Genomic DNA, 19809 nt, shown 5'->3' with positions numbered 1-19809 from the left:
ACTTTCAAGCGTCGCTGGAGTAGGGCTACATTGCGGTAAGGATTTTAGTTAATGGTTCAATGCCCGCGCTGCGGAATACAAGTTACTGAGCTTCACCCTCTGGCACCTGATTTGGTTTCCAAACTTCAGGCGGCGGGCGAAAGCAATTTACCACCACAAGTGTGTGCTGGTTGTATTTCCGATCTTCAACGAACTGCTGCAACAAGCAGCGGTGGCGTATTGATGGCGCAGGAACGCGCTCGTGAGCAGCATCGTTTACAACTATGGAAAAGCCGTGTTCAGTTGATTAAAAAAGCCCGCATGTGCATGGGCTCAAAGCTTTACTCTGAAGCAGCGATTTCCTATGAAAAATATCTAAAAATTTTGGACATCGTTTTTGAAGTAAAAAAAGGTGATCGTCTTCGCCCCGAAGCTTTCAAAGAAAGTGCGCGGACGACGGAGCTGACTGTGGTCGCGTCAGTCTACTGGGATCTCATGCGCATCTATGATACTCACGATAAGTACCAGGATCGGATGATGAACGCGGCAAAACAACTGGCGATGTTCATTCAGTTCACCCCTATTTATCCTGATATTATAAAAAAGGCTGAATCATTCACGCGAACGGCTAAAAACCCAAATATCGTAAAACAGTTCTTAAAAATGTCGGACAAAGAACGCCCTCGTTGCTTCATTGCAACCTCTGCGTTTGGCCCTCAGGCACTTGAAGTTCAAGAACTGCGCGTTTTCCGAGATTTTACTCTGAAAAATTCTTTAGTCGGTCGCCGCTTCATTCTTGCTTACTACAAGATCTCTCCTCGCATTGCTTGCTTACTGGATAAGCACTCTTGGCTCAAACCCGCAGTGCGCGCCGTTCTCCGTCTTTTGATTAAATGCGTTAGCTAAGTTTTCCATCTTTGAGGCTTGCAAACCCCAGCCCTTTTGAGGAAGGTATTTGCATGGCTCAACATATCTATGACTATGCAATTATCGGAAGCGGATTAACAGGACTCAGCATCGCGGCAGCACTTAGCCGTGAAACCAGCAATATCGCGTTGTTGGATGGAGCTGACGTTGCTGGTGGCGCAAATAGACAAATCAATTTCCCTACAGGCCCTATCAACAATGGTCTTCGTTTTGTCCCTGATTCTGTATTATCAGAAAAAGCTTTGCGCTTTCTAGAGACTCTTTTAGACACCAAAATTGCTTCTGATGTTTCAGAAGAAGCACCGATCACTTATGAAGCCGGTGGATTTAAAACTTTCCTGGGCTTCGGAGAAAATCCTCCCGCTTTCTACGAAGAGTTGAATTACTTCACTTCAAGCAAAAAAATCGACCTCGCTGTCGAACCGCATCAGTGGACTCCCCTGTTGTTGCAAAAATTCAAAGGTGATTTCTTGCCGCGCTCTTATGTGACAAAGTTTCATCAAGAAGGCGAAAAGGTCACGCACCTGACTATCAACGGTTCTAAAACTTTGTATGCGCATAATTTTATTTTTGCTGGCACTGTAAAAGATTTGGCCCTTCTTCTTCCGGAAGATGCGATTTCAATCCGTGCTCGCTCTAAGCTGTCTAAAAATACTTACTGGACTGCACTTTGCCTTGATATCTGCCACAGCAAAGCCGTGACAGACGCAACAACAATGCATGTTCTAAATGGTACAACTCAAGACGAAATTGGTCCTTGCACGGGAAGATTTCTTCCGGCGGTTGAAGTTGAAGGTCAAACCCTTCAAGCATCGCAATGGATGACTTTCATTGAGTCTGAATTGACTGAAGACAGCGAAGTGGTTGGTCTGACTTTGAAGAAAATTAAACGCCAAATCAAACGCGCTTACCCTGAAGCCTTAAATGATATCAAGCTGGAAAGAATCTTTGTTGCTCCTATCGTTGCCGGCAATGGCGATATAAAACTCAGTGCGAACATGACTGTTCCAAGCTTGGAAAATCTTTGGATTGCCTCCGCGACAGTGAACGAACAAAAAAATCTTGTTGGTTCTTTGCTGCAAGCTGAAATGATTGTTGCTTCATTGGGTTTCAAGGTTGATGACTTACACACAAATCAAGTCGCTGAGGACGTTTCAGCCGATCATGGTAGCGAACTCGAAGAAGCTTCGATGTAAATCGGAAAAACCCCACTGGATTTTCAATTTCAAAGGGCGCCCACTGCGCCCTTTTTTTATTCCAGCTTCAGAGTAAATGAAAAAGTCGAGCCTTCGCCAGGCTGACTATCGAAAGAAATTCGCCCACCCATCAGCTCGATTAGATTCTTTGAAATCAATAAGCCCAAGCCTGAGCCACCATAATTGCGCGACACCGAGGCGTTTCCTTGAACAAAGGCTCTGAATAGTTGGTGCTGGCTTTCCGGCGCAATACCGACCCCTGTATCCTGAACTTTCCACTTGTAGGTGTGCTCAAGATCTTGGTCTTTTTCCACCTGCACGAACACGCCACCTCGATCGGTAAACTTCACTGCATTTCCAATTAAATTCACCAAGACTTGACGAATGCGATGCGAATCACCGATTGCGATTTTGGGAATGGATTCATCCAATTTAACTTCAAGGTGAAGCCCCTTTTCGCGGCACCGAACTAAAAACATTTTCTGAACATCATCATGCAGTTTATGAACATTGAAACGATGACGATCTATTTCCAGAAGACCATTTTCAATTTTGGAAATATCCAGAATATCATTAATTAAGACCAACAGAGATTCAGAACAGCGATGGATGGTGCTCGCGTATTCTTTGTGTTCCTGATTGAGTTCTGAATCATTCAAAACATCTGCAAAACCAATAATGCTGTTAAGTGGAGTGCGAATTTCATGGCTCATATTACTGATAAATGAGGATTTTAAAACCGATGCCCTTTGCGCTTCGTCCTTAGCTTGAATCAACTCATACTTTGAGCGCGCCATATCCCACAGCTCTTCGCGAACCTTAAGTATACCCAACCACAACACGATGTTCTCGAAAGCGATCCACAGACCGTGTTCAATCCAACGCCAATAGGTGCTATTCATGTCTCCATAGACCGAGAGAGGCATGATGGCCCCACGGATCATATGATCTGCCAGGATGATGGCCCCCGCCGCCCACAGAACACCCACATCTTTATAAAAGGCCACAAAGGCCAACGAGACGAAGACGTGGAAATGGGTTTCAATTCTGCCGCCCGTTAAATGGATAAATAGGATAGAGAAAAGCATTTGTCCGATTGCGACTATGTAGCGCGTGGCTTTTTCCCCTGGAACCAAGTAGGACGCGAATATGGCCGGGAGAGAGAACATTCCGCCGAATACAAATGCTAGAACCAGGCTTTCCTGCACTCGATCAACACCACTCAACCAAGTGTTGGGAGAGACCAGCCATGCCACCAAAATGGCTGCAAGCCATTGAAATCCCATCAAAAATGCAAAAGACCGATCCACTCTTGCGCAGATTTCAAATGATTGCTCATCAAAGATCTTCCTGATCTCGGGATTATTTTTTGCGAGTCCAAGCCGTTGCCTCATACCCTTCCGATCACGTTCAAACTTAGGGATTGTATTGCACCTCAAATAGTATCGCGGCTAACGCCTTACGTCTAAACAAGTTTTTACATTAGTCCAGAAGATGTAATACAACCTCCTCAAGACGAGACAGGTTCGCCCCTAAGCCCTCTCGGTGCGGGGTTTGACAAAGACTGCTTGCTCAGAGTGGGACGCTGTGATATCCCGTGAGACCAACAATAACACACTCAAGAGCATCAACTGGTCCCCCAAGTACTGAAAAAGGGGGTCTTCCGGCGAGAAAAAGAAGCTGGCTCTGCACTTGAGGAGGAATAACCAGAAAGGAAGTACTAACATGGCACAAGTTACCATGAAAGAAATGCTAGACGCTGGAGTCCACTTCGGACACCAAACACAGCGTTGGAACCCAAAAATGAAACCTTACGTATACACAGCTAGAGGCGGTATTCATATTATCGACCTTCAAAAGACTGTTGTTCGCGCTAACAAAGCTGCTGAATACGTAAAAGAAATCGCTGCTAACGGTGGTCGCATGATCTTCGTTGGAACTAAAAAGCAAGCTATCGAACCAGTTCAAGAAGCTGCTGCTAAATGTGGTCAACACTACGTTACTAAACGTTGGTTGGGCGGCATGATGACTAACTTCGAAACGATCAAATCTTCTATCGATCGTCTTCGCAAAGTAGACACCATGAAAGAAAAAGGCGAGTTCAACTACCTTACTAAAAAAGAGCGCGCAAAAATCGAAAAAGAATATCTTCGTCTTTCTGAATTCCTTAACGGTATTCGCGATATGAAAGAAATGCCTTCTGCAATGTTCGTAGTGGATCTTCCAAAAGAACACATCGCGGTTGCTGAAGCTAAACGTTTGGGTATGGCTGTTATCGGTATCGCTGATACTAACTCTGACCCAGAATCTATCGATTTCCCAATTCCAGGAAATGACGATGCTATTCGCTCTATCAAATTGTTCGCAAACCTAGTTGCTGAAGCATACTTGGAAGGCGCGAAACTTTATGAGCAAAAAATCCGCACTATGACAGACAAACAGTCTGACGTAGCTAAAGAAGCAAAAGCTGAAGGCAAAGAAGAAGCTCCTAAGCGTAAAACTGCTGCTAAAGCTGGCGCTGCGAAAGAAGCTCCTAAAAAAGCTGCAGGCCCTGCGGTTGTTAAAGCAAGCAAAGGTCGTAAACTTGTTGCTGCTGGTACAGCAGAAGAAGTTGAAATCCAAGCTGAGCTTGAGAACAAAGACGAATCTGCTGAATAGTCAGCAGATGAGTGAAGAAAGGGTGGCTTGACCACCCTTCTTTTTGTCCCGCGCAAGCTGGACATGTCCCTTCAAAAAAATCTTAATTTAATTGTCTACTCTGGCAGATCCAGAGAGCAAACAAGCTAAGGAGTCTTCCTAATGTCTATTTCCGCTACTCTTGTTAAAGAACTCAGAGAAAAAACTTCTGCAGGTATGATGGATTGCAAAAAGGCGCTTGAAGCGACTGCTGGCGATTTCGAAGCTGCAGTTGAATGGTTGCGTGTAAAAGGTCTTTCTTCTGCTGCAAAAAAATCTGACCGCATTGCTGCTGAAGGCACTGTCTTCGCACAAGTTGTTGGTAACACAGGTGTGATCCTTGAGATCAACTCTGAAACTGACTTCGTTGCGCGTAATGATGGTTTCAGAAACCTAGTTTCTGACGTTGCTCACCACGTATTGAACGCTGTAAACGCAGTGGGCGATATTCTTGAGCAAGCTTTCCACAAAAACCCAACTGTAAAAGTTGGAACTATGTTGAAAGAAGCTATCGCGACTATCGGTGAGAACATCGTTATCCGTCGTTTTGAGAAGTACACTGCTTCTGCAAACACAATCGTACACACATATATCCACGGCGAAGGTAAAATCGGCGTGATGATCGAAGTTGCTGCTTCTAAACCAGAAGCAACTAGCAATCCTGAGTTGAAAACTTTCGCTCAAGACGTTGCCCTTCACATCGCTGCGATGAACCCAATGGCTATCTCTTCTGAACAAATCCCTGCGGATGTTGTTACTAAAGAGAAAGAGATTTTGACTGCTAAAAATCTTGAGTCTGGCAAAAAACCTGAAATGATCGAAAAAATCGTTGATGGTCAAATCCGTAAATTCTTGGCTGAAAACTGCCTTCTTGACCAACCTTTCGTTAAAAATCCGGACCTTAAGGTTTCTGATTTGGCGAAACAAGTTGGAAAAACTATCGGCGCTGACGTTACAGTTAAACGTTTCGTACGTTTCGAATTGGGCGCTGGTATCGAAAAGAAATCTAACGATTTCGCAGCTGAAGTTGCAGCTCAAATGAAAGGACACTAGTTTGAAAGAGCCTGTCTATAAACGCATTTTGCTCAAGTTAAGTGGTGAAGCTCTTGCTGGAAAGCAGGGGACTGGTATCAGTACTGCGACGATCACACAGATCGCGCAAGACGTGGCAGAGGCATACAAGGCAGGCGTTCAAATCGGTCTCGTTATCGGCGGCGGTAACATCTATCGTGGTGTTGCCGCATCCGCTGAAGGCATGGATCGCGCAAGCGCAGACTACATGGGTATGCTTGCAACTTGTATCAATGCCCTTGCTCTTCAAGATGCTCTTGAAAAAGCAGGTGTTCCAACCCGTGTACAAACAGCCATTGAAATGGCTGAAATTGCTGAACCTTATATCCGTCGCAGAGCCATCCGCCACCTTGAAAAGAACCGCTTGGTTATTTTCGGAGCCGGCACAGGCAACCCTTTCTTCACTACAGATACAGCCGCTTCTCTTCGCGCAATGGAAATCAATGCCGAAGTCATCATGAAAGCGACCAAAGTTGACGGTATCTACGATAAAGATCCAACCAAACATGCTGATGCAGTGAAATTCCAAAAAATCAGCTACATCGATGTATTGAACCGTGGCTTGCAAGTTATGGACTCTACAGCGATCAGCATGTGTATGGACAACAAACTTCCAATTATTACTTTTGATCTCACTGTGCCGGGCAACATTTTGAAGGCCGTGCAGGGTGAAAACATCGGGACTCTGGTCCACTAGGAGATTCATCTATGGCTATCGCTGATGTAAAAAAGAACGCTCAGACTCAAATGGAAAAAGCAGTCAATGCTTTGGGTGAAGAGCTTAAAAAGATCCGCACGGGTCGTGCGCAAGTTTCAATGTTGGATAATATCCGTGTTAACTACTACGGAACTCCATCTCCACTTTCACAGGTTGCTTCCATCTCTACACCAGATGCGAAATCATTCCTTATCGCACCTTGGGAAGTTTCTATTCTTAAAGACATCGAGCAAGCGATCGTTAAGTCTGAGCTTGGCATGGCGCCAATGAATGACGGTAAAGTGATTCGTTTGAAAGTTCCTGACCTTACTGAAGAACGTCGTAAAGATTTGGCGAAACAAGTTAAAAAAATCGCTGAAGAAGCACGCGTTGCTGTTCGTATGGCTCGTCGTGATGCCAATGACGAAATCAAAAAGATGAAGGCAGATAAAAAGGCGCCTTTGAGCGAAGACGAGGCGAAAAAAGCTGAAACAGACATCCAAAAAGCAACTGACGACTTTATCAAAAAAGTTGACCAAATCGCTGAAGAAAAAGAAAAGTCAATTTTGACTATCTAGGTTCTAGGAGCCCATGACTCTGCCGAAGCATATTGCAATCATTATGGATGGTAACGGTCGATGGGCTCAGCTCAAGCGCAAACCGCGCACGTTCGGACACATTAAGGGCACGCGAGTCGCGAAGAAAATCATCACGGCTTGCTCTCGCCGAGGCATTAAAAACCTCACTCTTTATGCCTTCTCCTCTGAAAACTGGTTCCGTCCTCAAGCTGAAGTTTCTTTCTTAATGAAGATTCTTCGCCGCTATCTTGATCGTGAAACTGAAAATCTTGTGAAAGAGAATATTCGCTTTTCAGTGATTGGTGATCTGTCACGCGTCCCTGCAGATGTTTACAAAGCCATTCTTCAAGCTGGCGAAGCTACAGCTCAGTGCACAGGCCTTAATTTGGTCTTTGCCTTGAGCTATGGTTCTCGTCAAGAAATCACGCTGGCTGTGCGTGAGATCGCAGAGCGCGTTGCCGCTGGCGAACTGTCCCCTGACGATATTGATGAGGCAATGATAAGCACTTCATTGAGCACTTATCCGACTCCAGATCCTGATTTGATTGTTAGAACAAGTGGCGAACAAAGACTTTCAAACTTCCTTCTTTGGCAGGCTGCTTATTCTGAATTCTACTTCACGGAAGTTCTGTGGCCTAACTTCACAGAATCTCATCTTGAGGAAGCCCTAAGTGCTTTTTCCGTGAGACAACGCCGCTATGGCAAGGTCTCTACAAATGACAACTTGGAAAAGCTTTCTAACTAGAGCAATCTCGGCACTTGTTGCTCTTGCTATTATCATTGGCCTTTATTTCTACATGGGTGTTAACGGCATCAAAATTCTTATTTCTTTGGCCGTGGCCGTCGGTTCTTGGGAACTTGTGGGCATCCTCTTTAAAAAAGAATCTTCTTGGTTTTTAAAAATTTCATTCATGGTTTTGACTTTGGTCACCTTTGGTTTGACCAGTGTGGCTTTGAATCTTGGTATTTTTGTATTCGCATTGGCCGTTGTTCTTCTTTGCATCTTGAGCCTTCTCACACTTCACAAAAAAGGCGACCTTCCCCGCATTGCGGATTTTCAAGCGAAGTCCGTTTTGGGTTTGGTTTACCTGGGTCTTTTTCCCGCTTTTGTTTTTCGCCTGCTGGAAGTGATGCAGGGTCTTTCTTGGTTTATCTTTTTGCTCGCTGTAGTTTTCGCCGGTGATACGATGGCTTATGTGTTTGGTGTGTTGATTGGCAAGCACAAGGTCATGCCTTCTGTTTCTCCGAAGAAAACCTGGCAAGGTTCCATCGGTGGAATCATTGGTTCTGTCATTGCGGGATTCATTTGCTGGAACTATCTTTTGAACAACTACCCAGTGGGTTTCATTTTAGGACTCGCTGCTGTCTCAGGATTTGTCGGTCAATTTGGAGACTTCTTTGAATCTTTGCTAAAGCGCATTGCCGACGTCAAAGATTCAGGAAAGATCATGCCTGGTCATGGCGGAGTGCTAGATCGAATTGATGGCGTCCTATTCGCAAGTCCAGTGATCTTCTTTGGTGTTGTGATCCTATCTCACCTTTTGTCGTGAATTAACAGATGTGCGCTCACAAGAGAAAAGTCGAGCGCCTGCACAATAAATTTGTAATTTCCTAGCTCCATCCCATCCGTGTCCCCTAGAATATTCGGATGGATATGATTCTAAATTTCGTAAACCAAGGTCTTTCTGCAATTGTTCCCTTTGTTATTTTACTTGGGGTTCTCATCTTTATTCATGAGCTAGGACACTTCCTGGTCGCACGTTGGTGCGGAGTCAGAGTTGAAGTTTTCAGTTTGGGCTTTGGTAAAAAAATCCTGAAGTATAAAAAGGGCGACACTACTTACGCTCTTTCGATCATACCTCTTGGCGGTTACGTTAAGATGTTCGGCGAGCAGCCGGGTGATTCAATTACTGAAGAAGATAAGAAGTTTTCTTTCACTCACAAGACTGTGTGGCAAAGAATCGCCGTAGTCCTTGCGGGACCCTTGATGAACTTCTTCTTCGCAATCGCCATCTTTTTCACAGTAGCGATCATTGGTGAAGATGCGAAGACACCCATCCTTGGTGACATCGCACCGAAAACGGCGGCTTATGAAGCTGGCTTCCGCTCTGGTGACCGCTTGGTGTCCGTGAATAATAAAGCCATCAATACTTGGGAAGATCTGCAAAAGATCATGAGTCTCAAGGAAGATCGCGCTCTTCACTTGGATGTTGTGGTTCAACATCAGGGCTCTAAAGAAGATTCAAAAATTGCTGTCGAAGCGAAGTCCGAGCCAAATCCAAATGTTCTTAGCAGCTATAACTATGTCGCGGTGATTGACGGTCTGACTCCAATGTCGGCGGGAACCACTGTGGGAGTTCCAGGAAATTCTCCATTATATGCCATGGGACTTCGCACTGGCGACACTCTGACTGCAATCAACGGACAAAAAGTAACTTACTGGAGAGAGCTTGAACCCGTTCTGGCAAAGCTCAGTCCGAAAGAAACTTTGACTCTTGAAGTGATGGGAACGCGCGAAGGTGATAAGGCAGAAAAACCTCTCACCATCACAATGGCTCCCCTTGAATCAATTAAAACATATTCTTTGCAAAGCCTGGGACTTGAAAGCTCTGAACTTTACCTGGGTAAAGTTGTGGAGGCTTCTCCTGCCGCGGCTGCGGGTCTGCGCACGATGGATCGCTTAACTTCGATCAATGGCGTGACTTTGACAAAATGGGAAGATGTTCTTAATAACATCAAATCATTCGATGGAAAAAATCCTGTCGCTCTGACGGTTGTTCGCGAGGGTCAAAAGGTTGAGATGAAAATCACGCCTAAAATGACTACGCAAATGACCGCCAATGGAACTGAAGAAAAGCGTTATACGATCGGCATCGCACCGGTTGTGAACATCGCAATGCCGGAATTGATGGTGGTAAAAACCACAAACCCAATCGACGCTCTGGTTCGCGGAACGCAAAGAACTTGGGACGTTTCCGTAATGACGGTGATGAGCTTCGTTCGTCTGTTTGAGGCCAAGATCTCTCCGAAAAATATCGGCGGTGTTTTGTCGATCGGTCAGGCTGCCAGTGAAACTTATAAAATGGGTATCACACAGTTCCTGCAAATGATGGCGATCATTTCAGTGAACCTGTTTATTTTAAATCTACTTCCCGTTCCAGTCCTTGATGGCGGACATCTTGTGTTCTATATCATCGAGGTTGTGAAAGGGGCGCCGCTCAGTCTTAGAAAAATGGAAGTCGCACAGCAAGTCGGAATGGCTCTTCTTATGAGCTTGATGATCTTTGCCTTGTTCAACGACTTCACGCGCTTATTCGGTATATGAAAATATTAGCTATGGAAACCAGCACCCAAATTGGCGGTGTGGCGGTTGTGATTGACGGAAAAGTGGTCGCAGAGGAAATTTCTCTGCGACAAAAATCCCATAGCGAAATCATCAGTCCCTTCGTGGACGAGTGCCTGAAAAGATCCAACCTCAAATTGGAAGACATTGATGCCTTTGCTGTCGGCCAGGGGCCGGGCAGCTTCACAGGCATTCGTGTGGCGGCAAACGCAGGCAAGACCTTCTCATACAGCTTCAACAAACCACTGGTCACTATCGACTCTTTGGTGCTGCTTGCTGAACAAGCCCGTGGATCAAAGTATCCGGTTCTATCAATTATCAATGCTTACAAAAACATGGTCTATCTTGGACTGTTCGATATGAGTGGCGATGAACCCACTTACATCAAAGGTCCAGAAGCCATTCCGGTGCGTGAACTCTCGAAGCACATTGACCGCGACGTCCTGGTTGTCGGCGATGGCTGGGAGACCTATCACGAATATTTTCCAACTGAACTAGCTGCAAAAATGCAACGCGACCCAAGTTACCCCGACCACCCTCATGCAAAAACTTTGGGATTGCTGGCTGAAAGACGTGCATCAAAGGGACACACTTTAGACTGGAAATCGTTTGTTCCCCTTTATATTCGCGCCTCTGAAGCCGAAGAGACAAAAAAAGGTATTTTGATTTCTCCACTCAAGTAGATTTAATGAGGATCGGCCATGGAAGACTTTGACGCTGAAAATGAGCTTTGCATCGAAAATGTACGACCGTTCAAAACTTCGTCTGACGGTGATCACAATGCCAAAATTTGGGTTGTCGCTTCCGGCAAAGGTGGCGTGGGGAAGACCTTCGTTTCATCAAGCCTTGGCATCACTCTGTCAAAACTGGGTCACTCTGTTGTTATCGTAGATCTTGATCTGAGCGGAGCCAATATTCACACGGCACTCGGCGTGAATCCTTCACACATGAACATTCGCCATTTCTTTGAAGGTGTTAAAACTCTTCAAGACATCGTTATTCCAACTCAGTTTTCAAATCTGTCCTACATTCAGGGATTCTGGGATTCTTGGACACCCATCGATTTCACAATGGATCAAATTTCAAACCTGATTCCACAAATGAAGTCTTTGCGCGCCGACTATGTGATCGTTGATTTGGGTGCGGGGGCTTTGGAACCACATCTGAATCTTTTCAGAGCGGCCGACGAAAAATTCCTGGTCACGACTCCAGAACCAACCAGCATCGAAAAGACTTACAGATTTATCGAAGCCTATGTTTGCGATTCTTTAAAGCAAAATGCGACTCCGGATGCTTATGGGGATATGATCTCCACTCTGCGCAGTCACCGCCAAAGAACATTGGCGAAACCTTTCTCTTTCCGTTCATACCTCAAAGACCAAACAGGTCTTCACTATGACTTCTTTGAAGCTCTCACATCTTCGCCAGTGCGTTTGATTGTGAACTCGTCTCGCAGCCAAGCGAATGCGGAATTAGGTCACTCAATGAAGAGTGTCTGCAATAAATACTACGACTTAGGTCTGGATTACGTTGCCGGAATTGATTACGACAATGCAGTGTGGCAGTCCGTAAAGGGCCGTGAGCATGTACTTGTAGCGCAACCCTTCACTCCTTTGGCGGGACAATTTTTAGCTACCTGCAAACAACTTATTGATCCTGAGGAACTTCGCGCCGTAGTATAATAGGCAATGCAAGCGACAGCGCGATATAACTATTACGAACTTCTAGAACTCACGTCAGCAGCACCTCAACACGAGGTGAGTGCGGCCTATGAGCGCGCCCGCAATACATACTCTGGCGACAACCCTGCGATCTATACAATCTTCTCTGAACAAGAGGCTCGTGAGCTTCTGGTTATGATCGAGGAAGCCTATCAAGTCCTTGGCAACAAAATCCTTCGCAACATCTATGATCAAAGATTGTTGAGCGGTCGTGCCTCTTTAAACGACCTGACTTATCATTCTATCGTAGAAGCCAGCAAACAAGTTTATCCGGATTCAAAAACGGAGAAAAAGGAAGCTGCTTACAAGAAGGATCCTGCTTTCGAAAAAGAAATTCAGGCTCAAGATAATTGGACTGGCGACTATCTAAAGAAAGTTCGCGAGTACAAGCAAATCTCTGTGGAACGCATGAGTGAAATCACCAAGATCAATTCTTGGTATGTCACTGCAATTGAGAAAGTAGAACCAGGAAATCTTCCGGCGGTTGTCTTCGTACGTGGATACGTTGTGCAAATCGCTCGTGCTTTGGGTCTGGACGACAAGAAAGTCGCTGACTCTTACATGAAGATTTTCAAAGCCTCACTTGGAAAATAAATCCCCCGTGAAAAGTTTAAATATAGCTGCTACTGAAGAGATGGCTGGGCTTCGCCTTGATAAGGCTTTGGCTTTCATTCCAGAAATCGAAAACAGATCTCGCGCTGCCCATCTTATTGATAATGCGCGGGTTCTCTTGAACGGCAAAGTCGAAAAGGCCTCCGCAAAAGTAAAGCTTGGCGATCAAATCCAAATCAATCTTCCAGAACCGACGCCGACGGAGCTCCAGCCCTATGATCTAAAGTTGGATGTTCTTTTTGAAGATGAAGATGTCATCGTGATCAATAAACCTGCGGGCTTGGTTGTCCACCCCGCCGCTGGGCACGCGCACGACACCCTGGTGAATGCGCTGATTTCCCATACTGATGATCTCTCCATGAAATTTGGTGAAGAACGACCTGGTATCGTTCACCGTTTGGATAAAGAAACCAGCGGAATCATTGTCGTCGCCAAGAACGATAAGGCTCATGAATCTTTAACCAGCCAGTTCAAAGAACGCAGCACTCATCGCATTTACTATGCGGTCGCCATTGGAACAGCTCGAACTTTAAGCGGTACGATCAAAAGCTATTTGGCCCGGCATCCGGTGGATCGAAAACGTTATGCCTCTGTGATCGGCGAAGATCGCCAGCCATTAATCGATCAAGAGGAGCCACCTTTGATTGGAAAGTGGGCGGTTACTCACTACGACGTTCTTGCGCGAAAAAGTGGACTGACTTACCTGAAATTGAAACTTGAAACAGGTCGCACTCACCAAATTCGCGTGCATCTGTCAGAGAATGCACTGCCGATCGCAGGAGATGTTCTGTATGGCGCTGATAAAAAAATCAGAACCATTGAACAAAAAGGCATTCAGGAAGATCTTAGAAAACTGCCACGCTTTCTGCTTCACGCGGCGGAACTGGGTTTTACTCATCCTAAAACCGGCGAGCAGATGTTCTTTCAACAGGATTGGCCCGAGGATATTTTAAGTCTTATTAAAAAATGGGGTTTATTGTGAATCTCCAGCAGACTCCCTTTGGTTATGAGATTCGCACCCCCCACCTGACAATGCTTTTTGGTGGAGTTGAATCACAACTTCCGAATTTGAAAGCCGCGTATCCGCATTTTGATTTCACTCGGGTAAAACAAATTCACAGCGACGCTGTTGTGGAATCAAAAGACACCTCACTTGATTATCAGGTTATTGCGGACTCCCACTACACTCGCTCAAAAAACTTAGCTCTTTGTGTGATCACCGCAGATTGCGTCCCCGCTTTCTTGTATCACCAACCGACGGGCTTGATTGCCGGTGTTCATGCGGGTTGGCGAGGTGTTGCCAACAAGATCCTCATGAAGACCATTGATTCGCTGATTTCACAGGGAGCCAAGGCTCAAGAGCTCGACGTGGTGATCGGCCCCCATATTCAAAAGAAAAGTTTTGAAGTTGGTAACGATGTTCGCGATCAAATTTTGACCAGTCTCGGCACCTTAACTGAAGCACAGCGATCACTTTTCGTTGAAAAAATATCAGATCAAAAATGCCTGCTGGATTTGAATCAGGTTGTGAAAGCACAATTACAATCCAAAGGAATTGAGGCCGAGCGCGTCTTTGATTTACATATCGATACCTTTAGTAATCAGGACTTTCATTCCCACCGACGAGACAAAGAAAAAGCGGGTCGACAGATCAGTTTCATCTGTCAAAACCCATGATCCTTCCCCAAGAATTTTATTTTAACGACACCACCTCAGTGGCCAAATCACTGCTGGGGAAAGTTCTGCATATCCAAACAACTGGTCAGGAGTTTCGCGCACGCATCGTCGAAACTGAAGCTTATCTTGGAGTGATCGATCCCGCCTGTCATACTTTTGGGAATAAAAAAACTCCCCGTACCAAGTCCATGTATATGGATGGCGGTCATTCTTATGTCTATATGATTTATGGAATGTATTTTTGTCTGAACTTCGTCACACGCACCAGTGAACATCCCGAGGCCGTTCTCATTCGTGGCCTCGAGCCCCTTCCCTCAGATCCTGACATCAAAAAGAAGAACATTAAAACCAATGGTCCGGGGAAACTTTGTAAGCACTATCACATCACCAAAGCTCTCGATGGCGTTTGCCTGTGGAAGAAAAAATCGCCCCTCTTTGTGAGTGATGATAATTTCAAAGTCTCTGCAAAGAACATCATTGCTCGTCCCCGCATCGGCGTCGATTATGCAGGCGAAGCCGCTGCTTGGCCCTTGCGTTTCTATATTGCCGACAACGTCTATGTCTCTAAAAAGTAGTCACTAGAAATCATTCTGAAAACTCTTGGAACAGTCAGTACACTTTTTACCGACTGGTAACTTGTACAAGCCCCAGCACCCAATGCAGCTTAAGTCATCTCTTTGAGCTCAGAGAATACTATGAACTGCTTCCATAAATATTTTAAATAAACTTTAGGAGAATTTGTAAAATGAAATCACTTTTGCTTTCAATCACTATGCTTTTAATGGCGTCGTCTGTGTTCGCCTCCATCAATCCCAACTCTTCTTGGGAGGAAATCTTTGCTGCAAGAGGGCCTTACCGAATTGCTGCTCCAACGGTTTATATGGGCCGCTCAATTGACTATACTTTTGTTTGTAAAAGCGGTGACATGCTCAGAACAAAGAAACCTGTCGATATCGTTGAAACTCGGGTCGGCAACCATGGTCCAACAAAATTTGTTGTCGTAGGTCACGAGCTCCTTTCGACCCCAATCAGATATTCACTCCAACAAGATCAATGCGATCAAACTCATGAAAGAACGGTTTGCACACCTCATGTGGTCGCTGGTGAATATCCCCTCACGGTCCTGGTTAATGTGTACAAGACAACTCTCAAAGAACAGCGTGAGTATCTTTGGTTCAAGAAGCCGTACACTGTTCCAAATTGTCACGATGAAGAGCCCATGCCGAATTAGACCAAATTTGTGATAGCAGCCCTTCCCGCAAATAAAAAACCCACATCTTCATGGGATGTGGGTTTTATTTTTTGGATTTTAGGCAAAAAAAATCCCGCTTGTGGCGGGTTTTTTATTAGAAAAATGGTGCCCTGAGACGGAATTGAACCGCCGACACAAGGATTTTCAATCCTCTGCTCTACCGACTGAGCTACCAGGGCATTCTTTGTTGTGCAAAGAGACCAAATGTTTATCTTTTGGCCCCTATGATGTCAACAGCAAAGGCAGAATAGCCTTGCAATCAAACAGTGGCTTTATCAAAGGCAGATTTTAGATCATTTAGAAGATCTTGAAGATCTTCCACCCCTACAGAGAGGCGGATCAAAGAATCATCGATCCCTAGAGCCTTGCGGTTTTCAGGAGGAACGGAGGCGTGCGTCATAATTGCCGGGTGCTCAATCAAGCTCTCAACACCACCTAAGCTCTCAGCCAGGGCAAAAACACTCACGTTTTCAAGGAATTTACGGGCAGAATCCATGCCCCCCTTGATATAGAACGTGATCATGCCGCCAAAACCAGACATTTGCTCTTTAGCCAAAGCATGCTGGGGGTGACTCGCCAAGCCTGGATAGATCACTTTTTCCACTTTCGGGTGCGACTCCAAGAATTTCGCCACGGCCATCGCATTTTCCTGATGAGCCTTCATACGAAGAGGCAAAGTTTTCAAACTTCTCAAGCACAAGAAAGCATCGAACGGAGCTTGAATGCCCCCCATGGAGTTGGTCAAGAACTGCAATTTTTCAGCGATATCTTCACGAGAAGTCACCGCGATGCCGCCAACCACATCACTATGGCCGCCAATATATTTTGTCGCAGAATGAACCACGATATCCGCACCCAAATCCAATGGTTTTTGGAAGTAAGGGCTCATGAACGTATTATCTACGGCCACCAAAATCCCTTTTGATTTCGCCAAAGCTGCGATTTTTTTGATATCGACCAATTTCAAAGTCGGATTTGTCGGAGTTTCCAACCAAACCAGTTTCGTATTTGGTTTGATAGCCTTTTCAAAATTCTCAAACTTCGTCAAATCAACGAAAGAAAACTCCATGCCATCGTGTCTGAGGATTTTATCAAACAAACGGAATGTGCCGCCGTACATATCATCCATCGCGATCACATGCTCGCCACCCTTCAACATATGAAGGATCGTCGTTGTGGCCGCACAGCCTGAGGCAAAAGCAAAACCAAATTTGCCGTTTTCCAAACTTGCCATGCAATTTTCATAGGCGCGACGTGTAGGGTTATGGGTACGAGAATACTCCCACCCTTTATGAACACCTGGAGATTCTTGTACATAGGTCGAGGTCATATAAACAGGAGTCATAATCGCTCCCGTTGTTGGATCAGGAGACTGACCTGCATGGATGGCTCTTGTTGCGAAACCGAGATCTTGAGTTGTTTTTTTCATAATACACCTGTTACTTCCGCTCCTTGGGAGCGCCTGTTTTACTTAGAATATTGTTTCAAAGCTTCTTCAGCAGAGATCACGCGATTGAATGAATCCTTGATCTGCTCTTCCTTCAGAAGACCATTTTCAACCATCCATTGATCGTTAAATGCCTTGCTCAAATACTGACGGCCGCTATCTGCGAATACCACTACGATATTTAGTGGCGTTTCAAACTTCTCAGAGAACTTGATCGCTCCCACCAAGGCAGTTGCACTGGATGGACCGACCAAAAGACCCTCTTCAGCCACCAATCGACGAGTCATATCGAATGCCTCTTGGTCATTCACGCGGACAAATCCGTCATATTTCTCCAAGTGAACATTGCCAGGAAGCATGTCCTCGCCAATGCCTTCGACTTTATATGAACCTGGAGGATCAACGATCTTTTTATGGTAGTACAAATCGTAAAGAATGCTGCCGACCGGGTCCGCGCAGACCACTTTAACGCTAGGTTTGTGTTCTTTAAGATATTGGGCGCAACCAGAAAGTGTTCCGCCAGTACCCGCACCCGCCACGAGCATGTCGATCTTTCCATCCATTTGCTTCCAAACTTCTGGACCTGTCGTTTGATAATGTTGGGCTACGTTGTCGGGATTGAAGAACTGATTAGCTAAAAATCCGCCTGGGATTTCTGCGACGATTCGTTTAGAGACATTGTAGTGACTCATTGGATGATCTGGATCAACCATCGGAGTGATCACAACCTGGGCCCCGTAGGCACGCAAAAGGGCACGCTTCTCTTCGCTCATTTTTTGAGGCATGACGATAATGCATTTGTAGCCTTTAACTGCTGCCGCCAATGCCAATCCAACACCTGTATTACCAGAAGTCGCCTCAACAATAGTTCCACCGGGTTTCAACTCACCGCGCTTTTCAGCTTCTTCGATGATTTTTACGGCAACGCGGTCTTTAATGCTCCCGCCTGGATTAAAATATTCGATTTTGGCGAAAAATTTATGTTTTGAACCCTTAACGACGTTGTGAAGCGCCACCATCGGGGTCTCGCCAACGGTTTCCAAAATAGAATCTAGAACATGTGACATGAAAAACTATCTTTCTAAGTCTCTTCGTCTGTTGGAAGGAAGAAGGACTGAATTCATGGACTGCAAAACTGTATTCATTTGAGTCAATGGATCAATAGAATAAGCCATCCCCAGTTCAGAAGTGAGCTTCTTGATCGTCTGGCGACTCGGCTGATCTTTCATCAGCTCATCGACCAACTTCTCAAGCGCGACTTTCTTTTCACTTTCGGGCTTTGCCATGGCTTATCCTCCAACTTGGCCACTCTATCACCCGCCCCCCAAAGAGTGAAAAAAATTTTGCAGCAGAGGTCCAAAAAGAAGCATTAGAAAGGCTGGGAACTGAAATAAAAGCAGCGGAACTAACAGAATAAAGGGAAGGCGCGCCAATTTATTTGTGAGTTCCTCATGACAGGCTTCCAGAATTTCTTCTTCCAGGGTCAAAAGGACATTATAGATCGCTTCGCCGCGCAATCCGCGCTCCAAGAGCTGCAAAAGCACCTGCCGATGTTGCGAAGAAAGGCCCGAGATCAGCGACTGCGTCTCTTTTCCTTGGTGTAATAGTGCCAACCATTGTGCGACCACCACCGCAAAACCGCCCTCATTGCGCTTTAAATAAAGATGAATGCCCGATTTAGTTGGCTGACCTTTCTCCAAAGTGCGTTTCACCGCCAATAAAAGTTCCAATGGAGGTGCTACACCTTCCATTTCATGCTCCTTCCGACATTGAAGATCCAAAAAAGACCCGTCATGAAAATCAAAACTGATGCCAAAATTAAAAATCGGTGCTCAAAGAAACCAAATTGCGCAATTACAAACGACAACAGCGCAAGAAAAAGGGCGGTGACAATTATCGCCTGCATTTTTATTTGCTGGGTGACTTGTCCAGACCTACGTCGAAAATTTTCCTGAATTTTTAAGTGCCGCCGAAGGGCCTTCACTTGATCGACCGTGCGATTTTGTGATCGATCAATTTCACCAAGCTCCGACTGCAAATCCTTGAGGAGAGCAGATTTCACGGCGATGACATTTTCCGCCGTGACCAAAGAGTTGTAAATTTCCCGCAGCTGATTCCTCCGCCAACCACTTTGATTTTCGATCGCCGCATGAAGGCTGATGCGGAAAGATTTTCCTGATTGAAGACCCAATATCACACTATCAAGAAGTGGGATCAGCGTGCTGGAAAGTCGGCGCATCAGAAAAAAACGCAAAATAGGGGCGAAAAACTTTAAAGATATTAAAATAATGCCGATGAAAAGCCAGAGTGTTGCTGGTGATGAGTGAAAGCTCAGCGCAAGAATCGACATCAACAGCACATTGAGGACTGCCAGAGACCTTAATGTGTGTTGAGAGATCGCAAATTCTTGCACGATCATCAAAAGAGTTCGATGAACGAGCATTTGTCCGAGCATCGATATCGAAAAAAGGATGAACATCAGCCGCCTCCATGGACCGCGATGCTCGCAAAAAATATGCAAGCAATTTTTTTGTTGACGTCGATGGTCGAATTAGGAAGACTTAGGTTAAGTAAGGTTTTTTACAAAGTAAGTAACAACAACAATGAATGCATCCTAGGAGGAGCACATGGCA

The 19809-nt window shown here is 45.4% G+C and carries 22 protein-coding genes and 1 tRNA gene; 16 read left to right on the top strand and 7 right to left on the bottom strand.

Features of this window, described 5'->3' with window-relative positions; translation table 11 throughout:
• The first annotated feature begins 51 nt into the window (after positions 1 to 51).
• Positions 52 to 885, top strand: a complete 834-nt coding sequence (locus tag NWE73_RS01655; RefSeq protein ID WP_277576528.1) for a CFI-box-CTERM domain-containing protein — start codon at positions 52 to 54, stop codon at positions 883 to 885.
• A 53-nt stretch (positions 886 to 938) separates the two neighbouring features.
• On the top strand, positions 939 to 2102 hold the full coding sequence (locus tag NWE73_RS01650) for an FAD-dependent oxidoreductase (protein ID WP_277576527.1): 1164 nt from the start codon (positions 939 to 941) through the stop codon (positions 2100 to 2102).
• Between the two features lie 56 nt (positions 2103 to 2158).
• Here the strand turns inward: NWE73_RS01650 and NWE73_RS01645 are convergent, their stop codons facing one another.
• A complete protein-coding gene (locus tag NWE73_RS01645) occupies positions 2159 to 3496 on the bottom strand; it encodes a sensor histidine kinase (RefSeq protein WP_277576526.1) in 1338 nt (445 codons plus the stop codon).
• A gap of 331 nt (positions 3497 to 3827) precedes the next feature.
• On the opposite strand from NWE73_RS01645, the gene rpsB reads away from it, so the two are divergent.
• From rpsB to NWE73_RS01575, 14 genes are all read left to right on the top strand, one after another.
• The gene (rpsB, locus tag NWE73_RS01640; protein WP_277576525.1) at positions 3828 to 4760 is read left to right on the top strand and encodes a 30S ribosomal protein S2; all 933 of its coding nucleotides are present in this window, start codon (positions 3828 to 3830) and stop codon (positions 4758 to 4760) included.
• Between the two features lie 141 nt (positions 4761 to 4901).
• Entirely contained in the window at positions 4902 to 5831 is a 930-nt protein-coding gene (tsf, locus tag NWE73_RS01635; protein WP_277576524.1) for a translation elongation factor Ts, read from the top strand.
• Between the two features lies 1 nt (position 5832).
• Positions 5833 to 6546 carry a UMP kinase gene (pyrH, locus tag NWE73_RS01630; RefSeq protein ID WP_407652924.1) on the top strand — a complete coding sequence of 238 codons (714 nt, stop codon included), beginning with the start codon at positions 5833 to 5835 and terminating at the stop codon, positions 6544 to 6546.
• Positions 6547 to 6557: 11 nt separating this feature from the next.
• Positions 6558 to 7124 carry a ribosome recycling factor gene (frr, locus tag NWE73_RS01625; RefSeq protein ID WP_277576522.1) on the top strand — a complete coding sequence of 189 codons (567 nt, stop codon included), beginning with the start codon at positions 6558 to 6560 and terminating at the stop codon, positions 7122 to 7124.
• A gap of 13 nt (positions 7125 to 7137) precedes the next feature.
• Positions 7138 to 7869 carry an isoprenyl transferase gene (locus tag NWE73_RS01620; protein WP_277576521.1) on the top strand — a complete coding sequence of 244 codons (732 nt, stop codon included), beginning with the start codon at positions 7138 to 7140 and terminating at the stop codon, positions 7867 to 7869.
• Entirely contained in the window at positions 7823 to 8674 is an 852-nt protein-coding gene (locus NWE73_RS01615) for a phosphatidate cytidylyltransferase (protein ID WP_277576520.1), read from the top strand. The genes NWE73_RS01620 and NWE73_RS01615 overlap by 47 nt, the downstream gene beginning before the upstream one ends.
• Before the next feature lie 98 nt (positions 8675 to 8772).
• A complete protein-coding gene (rseP, locus tag NWE73_RS01610) occupies positions 8773 to 10449 on the top strand; it encodes an RIP metalloprotease RseP (RefSeq protein ID WP_277576519.1) in 1677 nt (558 codons plus the stop codon).
• Complete coding sequence (tsaB, locus tag NWE73_RS01605) at positions 10446 to 11150, top strand: tRNA (adenosine(37)-N6)-threonylcarbamoyltransferase complex dimerization subunit type 1 TsaB (RefSeq protein WP_277576518.1); 705 nt, start codon at positions 10446 to 10448, stop codon at positions 11148 to 11150. Before rseP ends, tsaB begins: the two co-directional genes overlap by 4 nt.
• A gap of 18 nt (positions 11151 to 11168) precedes the next feature.
• Positions 11169 to 12149, top strand: coding sequence for a P-loop NTPase (locus NWE73_RS01600; RefSeq protein ID WP_277576517.1), 981 nt, complete (start codon positions 11169 to 11171; stop codon positions 12147 to 12149).
• 6 nt (positions 12150 to 12155) lie between these two features.
• Positions 12156 to 12782, top strand: coding sequence for a helix-turn-helix domain-containing protein (locus tag NWE73_RS01595; RefSeq protein WP_277576516.1), 627 nt, complete (start codon positions 12156 to 12158; stop codon positions 12780 to 12782).
• A gap of 7 nt (positions 12783 to 12789) precedes the next feature.
• On the top strand, positions 12790 to 13782 hold the full coding sequence (locus NWE73_RS01590) for an RluA family pseudouridine synthase (RefSeq protein WP_277576515.1): 993 nt from the start codon (positions 12790 to 12792) through the stop codon (positions 13780 to 13782).
• Positions 13779 to 14477, top strand: a complete 699-nt coding sequence (gene pgeF, locus NWE73_RS01585) for a peptidoglycan editing factor PgeF (RefSeq protein WP_277576514.1) — start codon at positions 13779 to 13781, stop codon at positions 14475 to 14477. Before NWE73_RS01590 ends, pgeF begins: the two co-directional genes overlap by 4 nt.
• Positions 14474 to 15052 (top strand): DNA-3-methyladenine glycosylase, encoded by a 579-nt coding sequence (locus NWE73_RS01580; protein ID WP_277576513.1) that lies wholly within the window; start codon positions 14474 to 14476, stop codon positions 15050 to 15052. Before pgeF ends, NWE73_RS01580 begins: the two co-directional genes overlap by 4 nt.
• A 170-nt stretch (positions 15053 to 15222) precedes the next feature.
• On the top strand, positions 15223 to 15708 hold the full coding sequence (locus NWE73_RS01575) for a hypothetical protein (RefSeq protein ID WP_277576512.1): 486 nt from the start codon (positions 15223 to 15225) through the stop codon (positions 15706 to 15708).
• 124 nt (positions 15709 to 15832) lie between these two features.
• Here NWE73_RS01575 and NWE73_RS01570 read toward each other — a convergent pair.
• The 6 genes from NWE73_RS01570 to NWE73_RS01545 form a co-directional block, all read right to left on the bottom strand.
• Positions 15833 to 15908: transfer RNA gene (locus NWE73_RS01570), tRNA-Phe, on the bottom strand.
• Between the two features lie 80 nt (positions 15909 to 15988).
• Positions 15989 to 17158 carry a cystathionine gamma-synthase gene (locus NWE73_RS01565; RefSeq protein ID WP_277576511.1) on the bottom strand — a complete coding sequence of 390 codons (1170 nt, stop codon included), beginning with the start codon at positions 17156 to 17158 and terminating at the stop codon, positions 15989 to 15991.
• Positions 17159 to 17196: 38 nt separating this feature from the next.
• Entirely contained in the window at positions 17197 to 18243 is a 1047-nt protein-coding gene (locus NWE73_RS01560; protein WP_277576510.1) for a PLP-dependent cysteine synthase family protein, read from the bottom strand.
• A 6-nt stretch (positions 18244 to 18249) separates the two neighbouring features.
• Entirely contained in the window at positions 18250 to 18462 is a 213-nt protein-coding gene (locus NWE73_RS01555) for a hypothetical protein (RefSeq protein ID WP_277576509.1), read from the bottom strand.
• A 27-nt stretch (positions 18463 to 18489) separates the two neighbouring features.
• Complete coding sequence (locus tag NWE73_RS01550) at positions 18490 to 18927, bottom strand: hypothetical protein (RefSeq protein ID WP_277576508.1); 438 nt, start codon at positions 18925 to 18927, stop codon at positions 18490 to 18492.
• Positions 18915 to 19655 carry a hypothetical protein gene (locus tag NWE73_RS01545; RefSeq protein WP_277576507.1) on the bottom strand — a complete coding sequence of 247 codons (741 nt, stop codon included), beginning with the start codon at positions 19653 to 19655 and terminating at the stop codon, positions 18915 to 18917. Before NWE73_RS01545 ends, NWE73_RS01550 begins: the two co-directional genes overlap by 13 nt.
• Positions 19656 to 19809 lie beyond the last annotated feature (154 nt).

The organism is Bdellovibrio svalbardensis, assembly GCF_029531655.1.
Lineage (GTDB): Bacteria > Bdellovibrionota > Bdellovibrionia > Bdellovibrionales > Bdellovibrionaceae > Bdellovibrio > Bdellovibrio svalbardensis.
Note: the sequence above shows the minus strand (reverse complement) of the source record. Positions and strands in the feature narration are given on the sequence as shown.